The organism is Rhodococcus sp. IEGM 1379 (genome assembly GCF_030056815.1).
In the GTDB taxonomy this organism is placed as follows: domain Bacteria; phylum Actinomycetota; class Actinomycetes; order Mycobacteriales; family Mycobacteriaceae; genus Rhodococcus_F.
The window spans coordinates 52,162-70,822 of record NZ_JASHKR010000020.1; the positions used below are offsets into that span (position 1 = coordinate 52,162).

9 protein-coding genes are annotated in these 18,661 nt (G+C 61.5%); 1 reads left to right on the plus strand and 8 read right to left on the minus strand.

The genetic code is table 11. The features are described 5' to 3' along the window. Positions 1-4 precede the first annotated feature (4 nt). From QM600_RS14025 to QM600_RS14060, 8 genes are read right to left on the minus strand one after another with little or no spacing between them, the layout of a single operon-like run. On the minus strand, positions 5-1,174 hold the full coding sequence (locus QM600_RS14025) for a TRAFAC clade GTPase domain-containing protein (RefSeq protein ID WP_283262079.1): 1,170 nt from the start codon (positions 1,172-1,174) through the stop codon (positions 5-7). Beyond that, positions 1,171-2,175: a hypothetical protein gene (locus QM600_RS14030; RefSeq protein ID WP_283262080.1), complete on the minus strand. Its 1,005-nt coding sequence runs from the start codon at positions 2,173-2,175 to the stop codon at positions 1,171-1,173. Before QM600_RS14030 ends, QM600_RS14025 begins: the two co-directional genes overlap by 4 nt. Further along, positions 2,175-5,117, minus strand: a complete 2,943-nt coding sequence (locus QM600_RS14035) for a GAP1-N2 domain-containing protein (protein ID WP_283262081.1) — start codon at positions 5,115-5,117, stop codon at positions 2,175-2,177. Before QM600_RS14035 ends, QM600_RS14030 begins: the two co-directional genes overlap by 1 nt. Further along, a complete protein-coding gene (locus QM600_RS14040) occupies positions 5,114-7,096 on the minus strand; it encodes a SaeA-related protein (protein ID WP_283262082.1) in 1,983 nt (660 codons plus the stop codon). The genes QM600_RS14035 and QM600_RS14040 overlap by 4 nt, the downstream gene beginning before the upstream one ends. A gap of 14 nt (positions 7,097-7,110) precedes the next feature. Continuing rightward, the gene (locus QM600_RS14045) at positions 7,111-9,846 is read right to left on the minus strand and encodes a magnesium transporter (RefSeq protein ID WP_283262083.1); all 2,736 of its coding nucleotides are present in this window, start codon (positions 9,844-9,846) and stop codon (positions 7,111-7,113) included. 1 nt (position 9,847) lies between these two features. Further along, positions 9,848-13,423: a tubulin-like doman-containing protein gene (locus tag QM600_RS14050; protein ID WP_283262084.1), complete on the minus strand. Its 3,576-nt coding sequence runs from the start codon at positions 13,421-13,423 to the stop codon at positions 9,848-9,850. A gap of 40 nt (positions 13,424-13,463) precedes the next feature. After that, a complete protein-coding gene (locus tag QM600_RS14055; protein ID WP_502942977.1) occupies positions 13,464-16,220 on the minus strand; it encodes a vWA domain-containing protein in 2,757 nt (918 codons plus the stop codon). Positions 16,221-16,225: 5 nt separating this feature from the next. Further along, positions 16,226-16,774, minus strand: coding sequence for a hypothetical protein (locus tag QM600_RS14060; RefSeq protein WP_283262086.1), 549 nt, complete (start codon positions 16,772-16,774; stop codon positions 16,226-16,228). Positions 16,775-17,126: 352 nt separating this feature from the next. Between QM600_RS14060 and QM600_RS14065 the strand changes: the two genes are divergently transcribed. Continuing rightward, positions 17,127-18,659 carry a stealth family protein gene (locus QM600_RS14065; RefSeq protein WP_283262087.1) on the plus strand — a complete coding sequence of 511 codons (1,533 nt, stop codon included), beginning with the start codon at positions 17,127-17,129 and terminating at the stop codon, positions 18,657-18,659. Positions 18,660-18,661: the final 2 nt, after the last annotated feature.

Genomic DNA, 18,661 nt, shown 5'->3' on the forward strand with positions numbered 1-18,661 from the left:
GACGTCACTGCCAGTGCCACACGCCGCGGGTTGCGAGCACCCAGCGGACAGGATCGAGGCAACGGAATGGTGTGATTCCACTGGCGTGCAAGCGATCTCCGACGGGAGATTCTCCCAACGCTGACACAGCGAAGTACCGGTTGGCCAACGGCTTGCCAGTGTGCGGCTGGTCCACCGACATCACCATCGGGGTGGCGTCCAGCTTCTTGAGCAAGCTGCGTACTTCCTGATTGAGAAGCTGGCCGTCGCCGTCATGATACGGCGCCGGCCGCAAGCTGAAGTCCCGGGAGAATGCCGCCCCCGGATTGGACATGATACGACTCCAGTCACTTCCTTCGACGCTCTGAAGTGCCTGCAGTGCATCAAATTTGGAAAGAATGATGGCCAGATTCGGTGTACCCAAACCGATAATGCCCAGAACCGTGCGCAATACGGTTCGGGGGTCGCCGCCCACCCGCTCCTGAGTAGGCACCAGATCGTGCAGTTGGTTGGTCACCGATTCGACCTTCAGCGGATCGAACATGAACAGCACACCGTCCGCGTGCGCGAAGAACTGCAGCCACGGAGCTCGTGCGTTGTCCTGATTCTCGAGATCCTCGCCGGCAACGTCGCGAACCACGAGGATCTGCGACACCTTGTTCCAATGGCCGAGACTGAAAATTAGCGGCTCACGCTGGTACGGATTTCCGGTGTGCGCAGCCGGGGTGGCTTCGAGGATTCCCCGAGCCTCGTACAACGGGGCCTCGTAGTGATCGCGATAGTTGGCTTCCGTAGTGCTATCGAAAGGCTCGACGACGGCGTTGAAGCTCTCACCCAGCAATTGAAGCTGCTTGATCAGCACCGCAATGTAAACGGTCTTCCCCGTGGCGCGCGCACCTGCCATCGCGATGCAGGTGACCTGTGCGTTGCGCCAGCCGTCAACCAGCACGTAATGGCACGTGGGGCAGACTTCGCGGACGGGTCCACCGAGCTCGAGTTCAGCGTATTGCGGCGGCGGTGCCCAGCTCGCGTGGGCGTCTACTGGCCGACGCAACTCGATGATCTTGCGGGAAAGCACCTGGCCGCCGTGATATGCGCTGGCAACCGGGTCTGCCTCGGTTGTCGTACCGGACACCTGGGTCCAGGCAAAATGGTCAGCGGTCAAGCTGACGAAGCAGCGTGGGCATTTGCTCACGGGAAACCACCGGTGGTCGAATCGGACATAACAGGAGACAATAGCTGGGAAACGATCCGAGCCAGTACACCCGGATCAGCGATGAGAGTCGCCACCGCGCCGGGCGAGATCACAGTGCAGTACGCCTCCGCTGGAACCGTCCCCGGTAGCGCATCGGACAACACCACTAGATGCCGAATCGCCGACGAGTCAGCCGTTGCCGCAGCAAAGTCCGCCGGTACCGCGTCGGTGATCGTGAAGACGATTCGCCGCGAGGCCTCGGCCGACGGCAGAGCACGTGTGGCCTGGAAGCCGACACCGAGCGGCGCCGAATCCAGGTGCCCCTGAAGCACGGGAAGGAGATCGCGCAGTACGCATTCAGGCACCGGGTGCGTCTGCGAGCCGAGCACGGACACCACCGGTGTCACATCGCCGAGCACCGTGGACACACCGGCCAGCAGATCTGCGACGGCAGCAACACTGGAATCATCGAAACGACGCATCATCGACATGGAACTGTCGATGTCGATACTCACCGAGTACCGATCCGCATCGCGAAGCCGATCGGTACGCAGAATTCCGCGGGCACTCGAGCGGGCCAGCGATGCCAATTCACCCAGGGCAACGTCGACTTCAGTTCTCCGCGCAGCAATTTCGAGCGAATCAGCACCTAGCGTGACGGTGGCCAGATCGGCTCGATGCAGACCGGAAACATCCATCGGCCGAAGCTCCGCGCGATCGGGGTCGTGATCATTCTGGCTGTCGACGCCGATCGTCACCCGCAGGACAGTTCCCTGAGGAAACGCGACAAGCCCGTTGCCGGGGCGAGCCGAAATTGTGATGACGTCTGCAACGCGAGGAAGAATCATCAACCCCTGTCGAGGATGCACAGCACCAGTTGATTGGCCGGATTCCGCAGTGGCCGAAAGTTCGACGCCCACTCCACCCGCATCGGCGCTCACAGCCAACGGTCGGCGCGGAAGTTCTACTCTCCCAGATCCATCGAGCACATATGCGGGCATCAGCCTTTGTCCTTTCCGAACGTACGAGCAATAAATCCTTGTGAAGGAGCCTGTTTCGCCTTCGCCGTGACCAAATAGTCGAACCATTGCCACGCATGAGGCCGGTATCTGTCGACGTCCACCGGCGGATCGACTGGCGGCCGACGACGCACTTCGTCACGAAACATGTCAGCGATCGGCGACAGACTGTTGCGGTCGACGCCATACAGATCGGCCAGCGATTCACTGGCCAGCGACTCCAGGAGTCCGTTTCCGTTCTTGCTTCCGAGTCCGAGACTCGTCAGGAGATCCGGAGTTGGGCGTTCCGACTCGGGGGCTCCATCCGTCAAGAGCATCACTGTTACCAGCAGCCACTCCCGATCGATGACCCTCGACCGAATCAGCTCGGTGATATTGGCGCTGACGTAGTTGCTCGGCCCCAGAATCGATCGCCTCAACCCGGCGACCTGAGCGTCACCAACAAACGGCACAAAGGGCGCACCGTGTCTGTCGCGAGCCCATCGGGATGTAAAGAGCAGAACCGCGAGCCTGTCCAGGATATCGTTGGACAGTTCGGCAATCTCGGCTGCGTTCATGTGGCAGTAGTCGATGAGGGCGGGTCGCATCAGCCCTACCCGATACTGCAGTTCCCCGGAACCCTGCTCTGCCCATCGATCGATGAATCGCACCTGCGCCCAGGCCAATGCGGTTTCATCGCCACGCCGATTCGGCGGGGTGATGACCGTATCCAGCCGTTGAGCCTCCACGTCGGTACACAACAGATGTGCTGCGGCCGTCGCGAGTTCACCTGATCTCGGATTCAGGTTATGCGACAACATGATCCGCTGAAGGAACCGTGGCGCAATCACTCCGGGAAATTGTGCGGCCAAGTTCACGAGATCTTCGGCAAGAAGATGGGGGGAACTGAGCAATCTGCTCGCCGGTGAGGGCACAAACCCACCGTTGTAGGCCTCCCACAGAAGGCGCCACAAGGATTGCGGCACATAAGTTCCCCAACCGTCCGCACCGTGATCAGACGGCCCGGAAAGTTTCCGGAGCACCAAATCCGACGCCAACGCCACGGCAGACTCCGCGACGACCTCCGGGTGCACGTCGATTCGCCCATCCGTGGGCAGATCGTCGAACTGCAGCATCCATTCGATCACATCACCTGGTACGCGAGCGCCCAATGGTCGGGTTGCGAAGTACCCCGCGCCTTTTCCATCCGTGACGCATCCCCGAAGCAATCCCCGAAGCGGGGCATCGATCGCACCGACGCCCTCGATAAAGGACGAGGCAACCGCTTCATCGAACAACAGGGGCACCACTGCCCACTCGACAAGACTCTGCACGACAGTGACGATGGCATCATCGGTCACACCGGCGAACATGATCACATCCGCAAACCGAAGGATTTCCGTTTCGATGAGGAACCGATTGTCAGACTGCGCACGCGAATTCATGACACTGAGCCGGTTGAAGAAATCCTCTGCCGTTGCCTCTACCATGGTCAAGAGCCGACGTGATGGCCGAAATTCGAAGCGCCCCAACTCATCACGAAAGTTACACGGTCCGCTCGACCAACCCGGGACGCACCGAACGAACTCGAGGAACTGAAGCCAGCGCGCTTCGGACTGATCAGGTGTGCTGTTAGATATCGCCAAAATGTCGTGCAGAATCTGGGAGGGCTCGCGAGGCTGCATATTCGCGGGCGCCCATGCCGAGGCTGGCGCCAATCCCGTCAATCCCACCAATTCTGGTGCATACCCCTGTACTGGTACAGCTTTGGAGAGCGATACCGCTGCCGTATGCGGCGCAGGCTCGCATTGAACACGCAAGACCGGAGGCGTCGGAACATGATCGACTACGCGCTGCGCTTCGATGTGCGCATCACTGAAGTCACTGTCCCCCAACACTAGTGTCGCCAGGGGCCAAGCAGTTTCGGTGCCACGGACCGGGTTGGCCTCTGCAATCGCGTCCAACTTTCCCAGCGCCGTGGCTGCCGTGTCTGGATCCAGTAGCACTGTCTGCGCCAGTACCGACCATTCAGTGACCGGGACCAGGACATCACGGGTCGTCCGATGCTGTTCGACGTCCAACTCACCGAGCGACGGGGTTTCGAGTTCGCTGAGAACCACAACGTTGCTCGGAAGCTCCAATTCGGCCAGATCCTCGACCGGCACGCAGACCAAGTGCACGTTGAGGGCTTCGAGGTCTTCGACACTCGGGCGCCGCTCATAGGTCGAGAAGTAGAACCGCGACGCCGCCGACGCCGACATCAATGCGCTTACCGCACCGATCCACAGCGCACTGCGATCAGGATCTTCCACACCGAGCACGACTGTGCCGCCAGTCTCGACTGCGCACGCCACTGCATCGAGCAGCACGTACAGCACCCCACTCCTCCAGCCTCCGGGATCGAGGACGAAGTTCACGATCTTTGACAGATCCACGGCATCACCAGCCGGAAAGGTTTCGGTCGCAAAGATTTCCGAGCGCACTACCATTTCTGCGCCATACGGCATCAGCCATCCCGGCGAGTGCCAGAGTGAAATCGGCCTTATGAGCGGCGGCAGTTCCGGATTCCGGTCGACGAGCACGTGAACGAAAACGTTGCCCGGTCGTCCCGATGCATCGGAGCCCGCTTGTACCGAATGCCAGTACGCGACCGCTGCACCGTTCAACGGTCCGTAATGCAGACGCCGGGGCCGCGACTCGATCTGCTCCTGAGTCGGAAAGGCCGGGGGCGCAACAACAGTCTCGAGCCTGGTGTTGATTCCGGCACGCACCGCGTCCTGTTCGGACTCGTCGAGTTCCCCGACGACGTCCTTGACCTGCCAGCCGCCGAGCACCTGACCGCGCCCGAGAGCCGGCCGATCAAACGAGGTATACGTCAACTGCCCGAACCGCGGCCGACTGACACCCGCCAAAGGTTTTGTGTCATCTAGGTTTTCACTACTCATCCCGCCTGCCCAGCTGACGCGCCGCTGCCGTCGACCCAGAGCTTCTCGACGGCCGGGTCGATCAGAGCAAAGGTACTCCGATGGCTCGGCTGCAGATCTGCGAACAGCCGGATATAGCCGTAGAGGCCACGTACGTCAGCACTCCACGTCGCTCCCCGATCAGCACGACTGAGCTGGTTGGGCTGGAATTGCTTCGAACGTCCATGGCCGTCCGCTCCGGCAGCCCACACGTCAACGGCGGTACCGTCCATCGAGCTCAAAGGCAAGCGATTTGCGTTGTGCACCAGCATAAATGGCGGTGAACCATGCGTATCACGTTCCGGCGCAAGCGTGATATCGACGGAGCCGGCACCACGCGCGACAATGTCGTACTGCACTCGCAGCAATCCGGGATAGTCGACGACGGCCGGAGCGCCCAGCACCTTGGCACCGGCGGTGTACGACACGGGAACCACGTGCACCGAGCACCCGATAGCCGGCAACTGCGCGGGGAAATGCAGGCCGCCATCCCGCTCGTAGCGGTTCCGCGAAATCTCGTGCCCGGCCGGCTGAGCCAGCGCACTTGCCGAATCCATATCGCGTGTACTGACATACACCTCGATGGCTGCCGCACCTTCGGGCCAGGCGAACGTCAATAGCTGCTCCGCGCAGCGCTCCACCAGACGCAAATGCCGGACCGCTCCGAGTGGTCGCGTCGCCGATACCGTCTTCCCGACCTGAACGCTGTTGTCGAGAGTCGTCACCGGCGTGAAGTAGGCGCGCGTCCATCCTCGTGGCCAGGACACTTCGGCCATCACACAATTCCCGGTCTGGGCGCCCTTGATCGGATGGATCAGACGCGCATCGGTCGGCAGGCCGCCGGATGCTTCGAGAGCGCCTTCCGCCAAGACCGATTCTTCGATGCCGGGTTTCGGGCCGCTCTCGGTGCGGTAGATGACGACCTTGCCTACCGGCGGGCTGCTCCAACGCAGGTCGAAGCGGGGTTCCTCGGCGTCACCGTAGGTCTCGACCGACAAATCGAGTACCGGCGAAAGAATCACCGAAACCGCAACGACCTCCTCGATCGGCGGGGACAGTTCGGTACCCCCGTCTACCGGCACTTCACAGATAGCTCGATACAGATAGCGCTGACCGCGCTCTGCTGTCGAGTCCACGAATCCACCGAGGTTGTCGTCGTCGGGATGGAGCCGAACCTGACCGCCCGTTCCGGGACCGCCCGACAGTGCCATCCGCATGACGCGAACAACTTTCACTCCGGGCCAGGTGTCCCAGCGTCCGATGACCGTACCTTCGTCTTCTGAAATCGCCAGATCCACGACGGGACTGATGATCTGAGCCGTTCCGATAAGGGTCGGCTGCTCCGAGGCCGCATCGGAGATTGTCCGTCCGACATGGCACCACACCTGAACGAATCGCACTGCCGAACTCGGCGAACGCAAATCTGTCAGGGAGACGTCCGTCGTAGCACCGAGCAGTTCACCGGCTTCCGGCTTGTAGGCACGGTTTTCCTCGTTGGAGACAACCCGGTAGATGACAACCTGTCCGCTGCCGGCCGGATACGGTTCCCATTCGAAGCGATATCCCCCCTGAGACTTCTTTGCAGCCAGCTTGATTCCGTTGTCGACGTCGATGGAATAGTCGAATTCACAGAAATCGTCAGCACTCAGGTCGAGCAGATTTGCGACGACCGGCGTCTGCGGCACGACGGGTGCCACTGTGGCAGGTTCAGTAGCCGGCACACTGCTCGGAGCGGCCGCGCCGGAGCTGTTGTTGTCTAGTCCGGCAATGATATTCGCGATGTGTCCAGCCATGGGCTTGGCTGTGCGCGGAAGCATCGATTCGATTTCGGTGCTTGTCCGTCGGTTGGAACGCGCGATCTGCGTGAGATGCGCATCCTTGATCACGCCGATCTGCAGTTGGTCAGCCGCAATCGCTCCCGATCGCCATTGCAGAAGTGCGTCGAGTACTTGTCCGCTCATCGCTCAAGCCTCTTTCAGAAATTCATGCCGTCGATGGACGGCGCTCGGAAGGGATCGGAGACGGGGGCCGCACTGGGTGCACCACTGAAACCGCCGAGTGCCACGGAGTCCGGCGATACCGGAATCTCGTAGGAGTACTCGTCCACGGCGACTTTGCCCTCGCCGCCGAATTGGAGTTCCTCCCGGGCGAGCCCTTCACTGAACTGCGTAGTCACCGCGATCAAACCCAGTCCGAGCCGCGCTTGATCCGCACGGCCGCCGCGCACCGCTGCGCGACCACTGGTTGACGCGAGGTCCGTCAGCAACGTCCGATCGAAGAATCCACTCTCCGCGAACTCCCCCCGAACGCCGACGCCCGCCATGAAACCGTCGAGAGTCAGTATCCGAGACTGCCCTTCACCCCGAACCTCGACCGAGGACACCAACTCCGTGATCAACGAAGCCTTGGATCCGCCCAGCTCGGCCAGAGCGCGTTCCCACACCACATCGGCGCCGTCGAGTTCGATTTCACCGGCCGCCAACTTGGACGACCAGACATCGAGTGCAGAACCCGAACCCCAACCTTGCTTGGCGTACAGCAATTCTGGACTTTGCCGCACGTCCAGCCCCAGCGCCCCCAAGTGATCGCCGGCGCCGCGAGCCAGTTCGTCCCAAGGCGACGTCATCCAGCCCACGGTGAACAACTCACTGCGCAGTCGCTCGGCAACTTCGACGATCCGAACGGCCTCCGGACGTGCTGATCCGATGGCAGCTGAACGCGGAAGTCCCCAATTGATCTGGCGTGCCGAACCGGAACGCTTCGGCGCTTTCCCCAGCGGCTCGGCCAGGAATGCCCCGAGTGCACCGCTCCACGAAACATGCTGGCGGTAGGCCGCGCTCAGTCGATCCAGATCACGCAAGGCAGTGCGAAGATTCGCCTGATCTGCTTCCAATTCGCCTGTGGCTCTACGTTGCCTGTTGATCATTTGAAACAGTTCTTGCTGACTTCGAGTGAACAAGATGAACAAGCTGGAGAACCAAATGATGATTGCCACAACGACGATCAAGGCGCAGTGCCACCACACCAGAACGTCGCGATACGTCAAGTACCCCGCTACACCCATGATCACGATAGACAGGAATGTGATGATCTGAGCCCATCGCGCGAGACTGCGCTGACGCCCACGAATCCCCTCGGATTGGTCCTCGAATCCGGAGTGCGCGCGCAACTTCGTAAGAAGACTGCTGATTTCGCTTCGCGTCGAATGCATACCCTCGGCAAGGATCTGGCCGAATGCGAAACCGTACGAACGACGAATGGTCTGCCCCCAGGCGTCCACCGCACTGACGGTTCGACGCGCTTCCAAGCCCAGAACCTGATCTTGTTCGAGTTCACGCAACTGAGCGCGGAAATCCGAGATCGCCATGACATCATGTGCATCCAATCCGGATACGCCGGTGCTGGCCGCGATAATTCCCGGTACGTCGGTAAACCGTTGAGCCTTACCCGGAACGATGTCCCCGGCAATACGAATCACGGCCCGGTTGGCGCCGACCTGAACTGGCGGCAATCCCTGCGAACGCTCACCCGCGTCAGCCAAAGTGAGTGCACCCGCGGAGTAGTCGCTCCACAACCTCGACAAGTCGGCAGATGCTGCGTGATGTCGATTCTCGGTTCCGGGGTCCAAGGCCGTCATCATCTGACGTGACGCGTCACTGAACTCGGACCACTTCACCGAGCGCCCGTCCGGTCCCACTCCGTTGACGACAATTGTGTACGCCGAGGAATCCGATCCGAAGACGGCCGAATTGACTGTCGCCGCAACAGCGCCCGAGACTCCCCGCGAGACGCGGTTGTAGAAGGCCATCGGAGCATTTCGCAGAGCGGAACCGATGAAACTGAAGAACATCACCAGCGCCCGCCACAGACCGATCGCCTGCGAACCCTCGTCCACCGGCCGCGGTACCCGCGACCCGACGAGCATGCCGCGATGCTTGGTCCACAGGTTCTGGGCCATTCTCCCCGTTGCCAGCGATACATCTTCGACGTAGACAACGCTGCCGCCGGCATCGAGCGGCAATGGAAGCGGACCACCGATGTCGAGAACTTGCTCCCGCAAATCGTGTTCCGCCCCGGACGTTTCGAGTCGCCGATAGAACGACCGCACCAACCGAATCGCGTCACCCGGGACTACGTGCAAGTCATCGAACGGCGCGTGCTGAGCATGAGCCCACAACCCTGCAATACCGGCAATGACCGGAGCGGCATTGCGTCCGATGACCACCGCATCCTTAGTGGCCTCGAGAGAGACGTGCCCCATGCCCGGGCCGTTGGAATCTTCCGGCGCGATCAACAGGTTGTGCCAACCGGCCAAAGCCGGCACGGCCGACGCCGGCACCCTCGCACCACCACGGGTCAGAATCATCCTGAGTCGAACCAACTGCGCACTACCGGAATTCGCGACCAGCATATCCGCGATAGCCCGCTCGGAATCGACACGAACTGCCTGAGCACCCTCGATGAACGGCACCAGAACACAGAGCCGGACCCGAGTGACGCGCGTCGATGCCAACACGTTCTGGAGGGCAATCGTGGACGACTCTCCCCCCGCGACGGAGGTAGCGGTCACCCCCGCAGTACCCGCCATTGCGTCGTGCTCGTCGATCCACAGGAATGGGTCGAGCAGTCCTGCCGCCGAAAGATCGGTCAGGACGTCACGCACACCGTCAGCCGGCCCATGGGCCGCGAGGAAAACCGTCAACACACTCATGTCAGAACTGTCCTAGGTCGGGAATCACGATGTCGTTGTCTCCGAAACCGGCCGAAGGCATTGTGGGGATACCGCTTTGCACCGGACGCATGGCTGCTTCCTCACATTCCTTGACCATTGTCGACAACTCGGCAGTCGCCCAGAAAACGTCGGGCGCGAGGTCACGGAAGATCGGGGTCTTGGACGCCTGACCTCTCGAGGTGATCAGGGAGAAGGTGCCGCCACCGGCCGCACCGTCCTGACCCGGAGCCATATAGTGGTGGCCGGCAAACGCATTCAACCGATCAAGCCACTCGACGGCCTTGGCGCTGCGCTCCTTGGTCGTGGAAGCCCCGTCCGATTCCGGAACCGCCGACGGCCATCCGGTTTGGGTTTCCCCTGTACGCAGCCAGTCCGTCAACGCGGCCTTCGCCGAGATCTCGTTGATGCCGCGTGCCGGATCCTCCAGCGTCGCATCGTAAATCGAGCGCAAAGCCCGGTACGGATACATCGAGGACATGACCGGTTGCTGGTGCGACTGTGCCATCGCCAGGAGTACCGACTCGAGCACTGCCGGCAACCAGTCGTTGTTAGCGCCGAAGCGTGCCGGCGGAGTGAGCAGTGGGTTCGGGAAATCCAGCCACGCACTGTCCGCTGCCGACCAGACTCGCACCGGCTCGAGGAACGGCGGCGCCGGAATCCGGATGCGCCCCAGCACAAGTCCGAGGAACCAGCCGGCTGTCATCGCGCGACGCTCATTCTCGTGCATGGGCAACGACGCAGCCAGCGGCCTCGACCGACGCATCGACCAGAACGCTTCCTGCTGCGACGGCGTCGAATCCGCCCACTGCTTCGCGGCCGGCTTGAGGACCGAATCGTAGGCTAGCGGTGAGTAGTTGGGATACGAGCCGAAGATGTCGAGTCGCTTGAGTCCGCCCTCATCCGTCAGTACGCGTCCGAAGCCGTCACCGGTTTCACGATCGATCTTCGGGTTGTGACTGATGACCTGAGCCAGCAGGTCCGACACCGGAAGGTTGAGGAAAGGCACGGCCGAGAACTTGTACCGGTACGCGATCTGCTGACCCGGGTGCAGCGCTTCCATGGCCTGCTGGTTGACGCTCGCAAGCGGACGAGCGAGTGAGAGCGCCTCGCCGAACTTCGAAAGCAACAGCGAAGTGCGCTGCGACAGCTCGTATTCAGGGACTCCCGAGGCCACGATGTAATCACGCAGCGTCACCTTGCAGAACCGGTCGAAGGACTCTCCGGTCCGCGAGACGTACGCCCGTGCACGGTCCAGCAATTCGGCGCCGCGCAGGTGAATGTCGTAACGAGCGGCCGACGGGATGAGCGCTTCGTTGGTGGACGGGTTGACCGGGAACGCCTTGGAGCGCCACGTTGCCGTCCGTTCGATCAATGGCACAACCTGACCCGGTGCACGCGAACCGTCGGTGGTGGGCCACTGTCCGGTGACAACTCGCTGCGACGCGATCTGCACGGCCGTCTCGAATGGCGGCGGCACAGACGAATCCTCGGCAACCGCCATCGGCAGGTCACTGCGGTACTGCGAGAGGAACTCCGCCGACGGCGTCAGCATCACCTCGTTGTTAGCCTCGGCGAACCGCTGCGGAACACGCTCTGCCGCGTCGGAGGGCCAGGCTGCATACTGGTCCGTCTCGAGCCTCGCCAGTCCGACATCGATTGCCGGTGTCTTGCTCGCGATCCGCAGAACAGTCTGAGATTCGTTGAGAGCGGCCAACAACGGCGTCGTGATCTCCGGCACCAATGCGGCCGCGATATCGCGAACCTTGCCGGACAGCGTCGAGTAGATCTGCCGGCTGACGTTGCCCTGGTACTCCGCGACAACGGAATCGATAACAGCGGCGCTCATCGGGATCGTCCCGTTGAGGCTGGCCAGCGTTGCCGTGACACCCGGCGTGGGTGCGGTGATGTCCGCCGGCGCCAGCTTTGCCAGGTCTTCGGCGGCCGGACGAATAATGTCACGCAGGTACGCCGCCAAACGGTTGACAATCGCTGTCGCGTAGGGCAATCCGAGAGTGGAGATGGCTTCGCCGACCATCGACTCGATGTTGTGAACGATGCGATCCTGCCAACCGAAGGCATGCAACAGAGCGGCATTGTCCGACGTACCCCGCAAGGCGATCGAACGCCCACGGATAGCCATCTGGACGTCCGGAACCCACTGCTTGGCATTCATTCCGTCGCCGGAAGGGATATACGGGCGGAGTTGAGACTCGACGATCTGACGCGACATCCGGCCGATCTCGTCCCACGGCAGAACAGTTCCCGTGATCCATCCGCCGACGTTCGCCGGAGCAGCACCGCCGCCGCCGGCATTACGATCGGACAGTCCGACGCGCGCCAAAATCGACGGCCATTGGCTGTCCAGAATCGCGTTGACCTGCTCCTCGTCCGAGGCCGGGTTCCCGCGCTGAAGGTGCCCGTCGAGCAAACGGTCGACGCTACTGCGAGCGAGTCGCTGAGCGGAGTATTCCGCGTACCGGTCGCGGCCCATGCTCAGGCTCGAGAATCCGAATGTGCCCCACGGCAAGCTGTCCCACGCCCCGGCTCCCCACCCGATGTGCTCACGCAGACCAGCCAGGCCGCCGCCGTTGGTGAGGTCGTACTGGATGAACTGGCGAGTCGCGGCGCCACTCATCATCAGCCCGGACAGTCCGCGTCCGAGACCGCGGTAGATCGCATTCTGGGAACCGTCACCGAACGGTGCGCCTTCGGTACCGACTCTGCGGCCAACCGGGAATACCCGGGCGAACGGAACTTCGGCACCCTCACCGTTCTGCTGGCCCAAGGCCTTCAGAATCGTGACGTCGTGGTCGCGCGCAGAACCCATCTGGCTGGCGACGATCTCGCCGAGCATCGCCAATGCGTTTGCGCTGACGCCGGTAGTCGCGCTCTTACCCAACCCGTCGAAGATGTCGGGCGCGACCATGAACACACCCATCATTCGCGGATCCAAACGCGGTATGAGAGTGAGCAATCGGCAGATGTCCAGCGCCATCGACGCACCGGCGCCACCAGCCATCGAGGAAACGACCAGCACGATCGGGGCTTCACCGGGATCGAAGGACCCTCCGCCCGGAATGTTCAGCGAACGCATCTCGGTCTCGGTTCCGACGGTGAACAAAGTGTCCCAAGCCCGTTGCAGCACTTCGCTGATACCCGTTGTCTTACTCAGCGTGATCATGCGTCCGAGTGCACGGAACTGGCCGGCTCCCGAACCTATCGGCACCGGCACATTCCGCGGATCGCGGGGCGCCCAGGTCGCGATCGAGCTCAACTGCTGACGTGCGGTCAGCTGGTTGGAGAGTGCGTTGTCCAGCACCGCATATGAATCACCTTGCGGCCCGCTGCCGAAGTAACTACCACCCTGGTCGCGGACATTGTTGAGTCCGTCCGGACCTGACTCGGGGGCGGTCGGAACGTCGAGGCTCACGAACTGCCAGCCGGACGGAATCTTGTCGACGCCGGCAGCTGCAAGATCGGAGCGCAGCTGATCCATCATGTAGGCCAACGTGACCGCGCCCGATCCGCCGCAACCAACTACCAGAAAACGCCTCATGCCGGTCCTCTCGAAATGATGATGCTTACGCTGAAAGTCATTACCGCCCTCGACCGTCCGGCGGTCCGAACGGATCGAACCCGCTCGGCGGCGCAAATGGATCCGCGTTGCCGCCGGCGGCCGGCGGCGCCCAAGTCGACTCATCCGGATGTCCGCTTGCCGGCTGGAAACCGCCCGGTACGGCTCCACCCTGCGGGCCACCGAACGGGTCGGCCGCCGACGAAACCTGCTGGCCGCCCGGACTATTCGGCCCGCCGGAAACTCCACCGGTACCGGGAGTGCCGACTGATGTTGCACGCAACTGGGACACCGCGTTGGCTACGTTTCTCCGGACGTTGTCGAGCACTCGTCCGACCCGATTCTCGTCGGCATCCGCACTGATCAGCAGCAACAGCGTCGAAGATTCTGCGGGGCCGTTCGGATCGTGGAAGACCGCCCACGAGTTGTGTACTGCCAGCGGAAGTCGTGCGTTGCCGGCTTTGTCCGTTGCCGGAGTCGAACCCGACGCACCGAGCAATCCCGGCAGTGCTGCACTGACGTATCCGGCACCGACCGGTGACAGTCCGACGTGTGTGCGCAATTCGACGCCGTCGGCGTCGAGCACGCGAGTCGCTTCGTGCATTCCGCGAACCGACTCGACAAGATCACGGTCACGCAGTTCGAACGGTCGCCCCTCGCGGAGAATTTCACCGTTTCTGATCTCGATCGGGAATTGCTTCGCCTTGAGCCCACCCGCCGGAATTTTTGCGGTCAGCCACTTACCCAAGTAGAGAAGCAGCAGCGGGATACCCGGACCGAGGATCAGTGCGACGATCAGTGTCAGCCAGAAGCGGCCCGGAGCGACCTGCTTCTGGACGTCCGCTGTGAACTCCACGGGCACGGAGACCTCGCGGTCGTTCTCCCCAGCCGGCGATACCAACAGTGACATCGTGCCGCTGACGGTTCCGTTGGCGGCGTTCTCGATGTCGATCGACACCGGCAGTGTGCCAGTCGAATCGAGGCACTGCGCGTCACCCGACGTGGTCAGCACAACCGATCCGATGCCATCCGGTGATCCCTTGATCGACACCGGATTACCCGCGTCGAGTCGAACGCATCCTGCGCCGGTGACGTCGAGAGTTCGATCGAACCGTCCGCTACCTTCGAGCGTGCCGAAGTCGACTCGCGTCGGAAGCGACGGGAATCCGATCGGAGGAGCGACGGGCAGAGCGATGTCGACCGACTGAGGCGTCAATGCCGTTCCCGGCTCGACGCCACCGTCCGCTCGCGTTGCGTTCGCCGTCGTGACGTTGAGGGTGAGGCGTAGCGTCGAATCTCCGGGTGGCACGTCGGTGAGGTCGAGTTCTAGCGACTCACCGATTCGGTCCTTCGGCAACGGCGCTGCCACGTCGTGGACGGTACCGGTCGAATCCACGATCGAGACCGACAGTTCTGCCGATCCCAGCAACGTTTCCGGATCGATCGGCGCGCGATCGGCTCCGACGATTCCGAGTTCGATGGCACTGGTCTTCTCACCGGTATGAACTGCGGTCGTCTTCTGGCCCAGCCACGCCGGAAACAGGTTGCCGGAAATATGAATGTTGGACTTGGATCGCGCCTGCGACGCAGACCCTGTCGGATCGACGAATGCCAGTGCCCACACGCCCTGCCATTGAGGCGAACCCGCATCGGTCATCGAGAAGGACACCGAATTCGGCGATTCCCATCGATAGTTGATCTCGACCCCGCCGAGCTGTCCACGAGAATCGGTTCCCACGGCGGTCAACGGCAAGGCCAGTTGCTCTCCGTTCGGAGAAATCAATGTCGGGATCAAGCCAGGTGCGTCTGCAAAGCCGAGCACGTTGACGGCGCTGATCGAGCTGTCCAGGACAAACCTGTGCTTGCCTTCCTCACACACGTCTCGGACGCAGACACCGCTCTCACGTTCCAATGGCGCCTGGCCTGGCGTGCTGATGGAGTCAAATGCAAACAGCAGGTCGTCGATGTTCTGGGCGAGGAAGAATTCACCGGGCGGCGGAGCTTGCACAGCGCCGCACTCAGTACCGTCGCCGGAAGTTCCGGAGGTGATCGCACGCATCAGATCGAAGTCGTCGGCGACGGCAGTACCGGCCGCAAGACCGACGCCGAACATCTTGATTCCGGCGCTGCGTATCTGGTCAGCGATGCCGGCCGGTCGGCAGATCGATGCGGTTGCCGCTGCAATGACCGCCTTGACGCCGTCCGGCGAACCCAATGTTGCTCCCGGCGCATAGGGCTTGCTGCCGTCGCGTTCGGTGAAGTCCAGTTTGCCGTCGGAGAACCATGCGATTGCCTGGCACCGCCTGGATCCGTCGGCGTTCTGCGGGCGATCACCCAGATCGCCCCGAGCGCCGTCCATCGCCCCCCAGTAATCGGTGTCGATTCCGTTTGTCCGGCTGCGGAACTCGTCGACCGAACTCTTGAGCGTGGGTAACGTTCCGGAATCGAGAGACGTCCAACCCGTGTGCACCGTGTAATCGCTCGAGAACCCGGCGATGGCGACGTTGAGGTCTACCGCGGCGGATTCTCCGAAAGCAGTAAGACGGTCCAACAGGAAATTTGCTGCGGATACTCGCGCCGCATCGGGGTCGGATATCTGGAGGCTCGACGACTCGTCGACCAGAAGGAGGAGATCTCCCGCCTGTTGCGAAGCGAGGCAAGAACCGAAGTCCTCGACCGCCGAAGTCGTATTTCCGGCTGCTTGCGCCGTGACGACTCCGAGACCGCTAGCGGCATTGAGCATCAGTATTCCGAAAACGAAGAGCGCGCCGGCGCGCATTCTGCTCACAGCCGTCCAATCCAATCAGCAATGTTCCACGCACTGATCAGTACTGCAATGCATGAAACAGCGAGTACGACGCGGGTCGCCCAGGGCACCCACAATGGCTCCGAATAGAACGCACTGGCCCGGGCCTGCGTATCTCGGTAGGTAAAGGCAGCAAGCAACCCGATTGCCACGGGGCCACTGAGCACCCAGGCGACGACAGCAAGTGGCCCCGAATCGAGCACAGCCAAGGCTACGACGGCCACGATCAGCCCGATCACCGCAGCGGCTCCGGCAGCGGTCAACCATGCTGTCGGCGCGGTACGCATCTGAACGGGTGCACTTGGGCTGACAGCACCGAAGGAATCGACGGCAGCCATACCCGGCGGTTGCCCGAAGGCCGATGGGGGCTGCCCGAAACCCCGTGTTGGCTGCTGGCTCAGCGGCGGAGCGCCGAATCCGCCGGAGGACCGAGTGAAGTCGCCGGCTCCCTGGTCAGGTACGCCACTGTTTCCCGGCTGCGGACGTGAATATTCGCTGAAGTCGAATGGATCAGGCGGACGTACCAAGGAACGCTCCTTGCAATGGGAATTGAAACGGCAACCAGAACTCGGAGAGCACTTACTGAAATACTTCGGTCAAACGAACCGCATTGCTACATTTGCGTTATCAGGGCGTCGAACGACCACTAGGGTCCCTCCCGGAATTGCACGAACATATATCACCACACGAGTCGGACAATTTCCTCGGTGACCCTCGAAATGAACCGAGCCGAGGTATAGATCTCGGACGGATCGCCCAGACTAGACTGGAGATTCACCGCCGATGTGCGGCTTGTAAATCGAAAGGCACGTCATCACGCAATCTCCCGCTCCGCACGACATCTACTTCGTACCACCGGAGCAGGACACCCCTGAACCCGTGAAACCCGTCTCGGCTTCGGTACGCGCCCGATTGAACGATCGCCCTGAAACCGTGCGATTCAAGAATCGGTTCGCACTCCCGATCACCACCACGACCCCGCTCGAAGCGATGATCGAGGATCTTCTGTTCATCCGCGACATTCTCGACGCGGCTGGAATCGAATACCTTCTCGTCCGCGGCAACGACGAGCGCGCGGTCATCGCCGTCAACTGGATCTACCGCAAGAAATTGCGGCGCGCCTTGATCGAAGGGTGCCAGGACACACCGTTCTATTCGAAGACTCTCGACGCAAAGAAAAGTCCGGCACTCCTGATCGCCGACGGCAGTATTTCCACCACACCGAAAGCACGCATCTTTCGGTTGTTCCGCCCTCGGGTACATGTGACGAGCGGCCTCAACTACGGGGCGAATATCGGTCTTCAGATCGAACTGTGGTCCATGTCCGAAGAAGAAATAGTTCTACCCGTGGAGAATTCCCTGACGCGGCGCACCGTGCGACCGGAAGAAGCAGTCCGCGGGACGGTGGAACGTTTCGGCAGAACCTGGCCGACGATCGAGAACATGTTCGCCGACCACGCGTCGGACATCAATTTCGACATCGACCTCGTCTTCTCGTGGGTTGACGGTTCTTCCAAGGAGTTTCAGGCTCAGCGGGCACTCCGGATGAAGAACTACGTTGTCGGTGAAGGCGACGATTCCGCGGCGCGCTTTCGACAGATCGACGAATTGAAATACGCACTGCGATCCGTGCACATGTACGCCCCGTGGATCCGACGGATATTTATTGCTACCGATTCCGAACGACCCGCCTGGCTCGCCGACGATCCGCGCGTCACATTCATGCCGAGTGAAGAATTCTTCGCCGATACAACTGTGCTGCCGACACACAACTCGCAGGCCGTCGAATGCCAATTGCATCACATACCGGGCCTTTCCGAGCATTTCCTCTACTCCAATGACGACATGTTTTTCGGCCGACCCGTCAGTCCGGACATGTTCTTCTCCCCCGGCGGTATCAGTATGTTCATCGAAGCTGACACCCGAATCGGGCTGGGGCATAACGACGACGACCGCAGTGGATTCGAAAATGCGGCTCGGGTCAATCGACGACTCTTACAAGAGCGGTTCGGATTGATGACAACTCGTCATCTCGAACACGCCGCAACGCCCTTGCGTAAAAGCGTCATGGCGGAAATGGAAGTCGAATTCGCGGCGGATTTCGCAGCAACTGCGGCAAGTACTTTCCGCGCGAGCTCCAATATTTCGGTGACCAACTCGCTGTACCACTACTACACCTTGATGAGCGGACGATCTGTCGTACAGAAGTCTGCGACAGTCAAGTACGTCGACACCACCGTCCACGCTGGCCTTCGACAGATGAATTCATTGCTCGAGAATCGTTCGATGGATTTCTTCTGCCTCAATGACGGCAGTGCACCCGAGATCGACCTCGAGCTGCGCACACAAAAAGTGACCGAATTCCTCGAGAATTACTACCCCATCCCAGCTCCGTGGGAGCACCGCAGTTGATC

Coding starts and splice junctions, on each gene's coding strand:
- QM600_RS14030 (WP_283262080.1), bottom strand. CDS start 2,175: ATGCCCGCATATGTGCTCGATGGATCTGGGAGAGTAGAACTTCCGCGC.
- QM600_RS14035 (WP_283262081.1), bottom strand. CDS start 5,117: ATGAGTAGTGAAAACCTAGATGACACAAAACCTTTGGCGGGTGTCAGT.
- QM600_RS14040 (WP_283262082.1), bottom strand. CDS start 7,096: ATGAGCGGACAAGTACTCGACGCACTTCTGCAATGGCGATCGGGAGCG.
- QM600_RS14045 (WP_283262083.1), bottom strand. CDS start 9,846: ATGAGTGTGTTGACGGTTTTCCTCGCGGCCCATGGGCCGGCTGACGGT.
- QM600_RS14050 (WP_283262084.1), bottom strand. CDS start 13,423: ATGAGGCGTTTTCTGGTAGTTGGTTGCGGCGGATCGGGCGCGGTCACG.
- QM600_RS14055 (WP_502942977.1), bottom strand. CDS start 16,220: ATGCGCGCCGGCGCGCTCTTCGTTTTCGGAATACTGATGCTCAATGCC.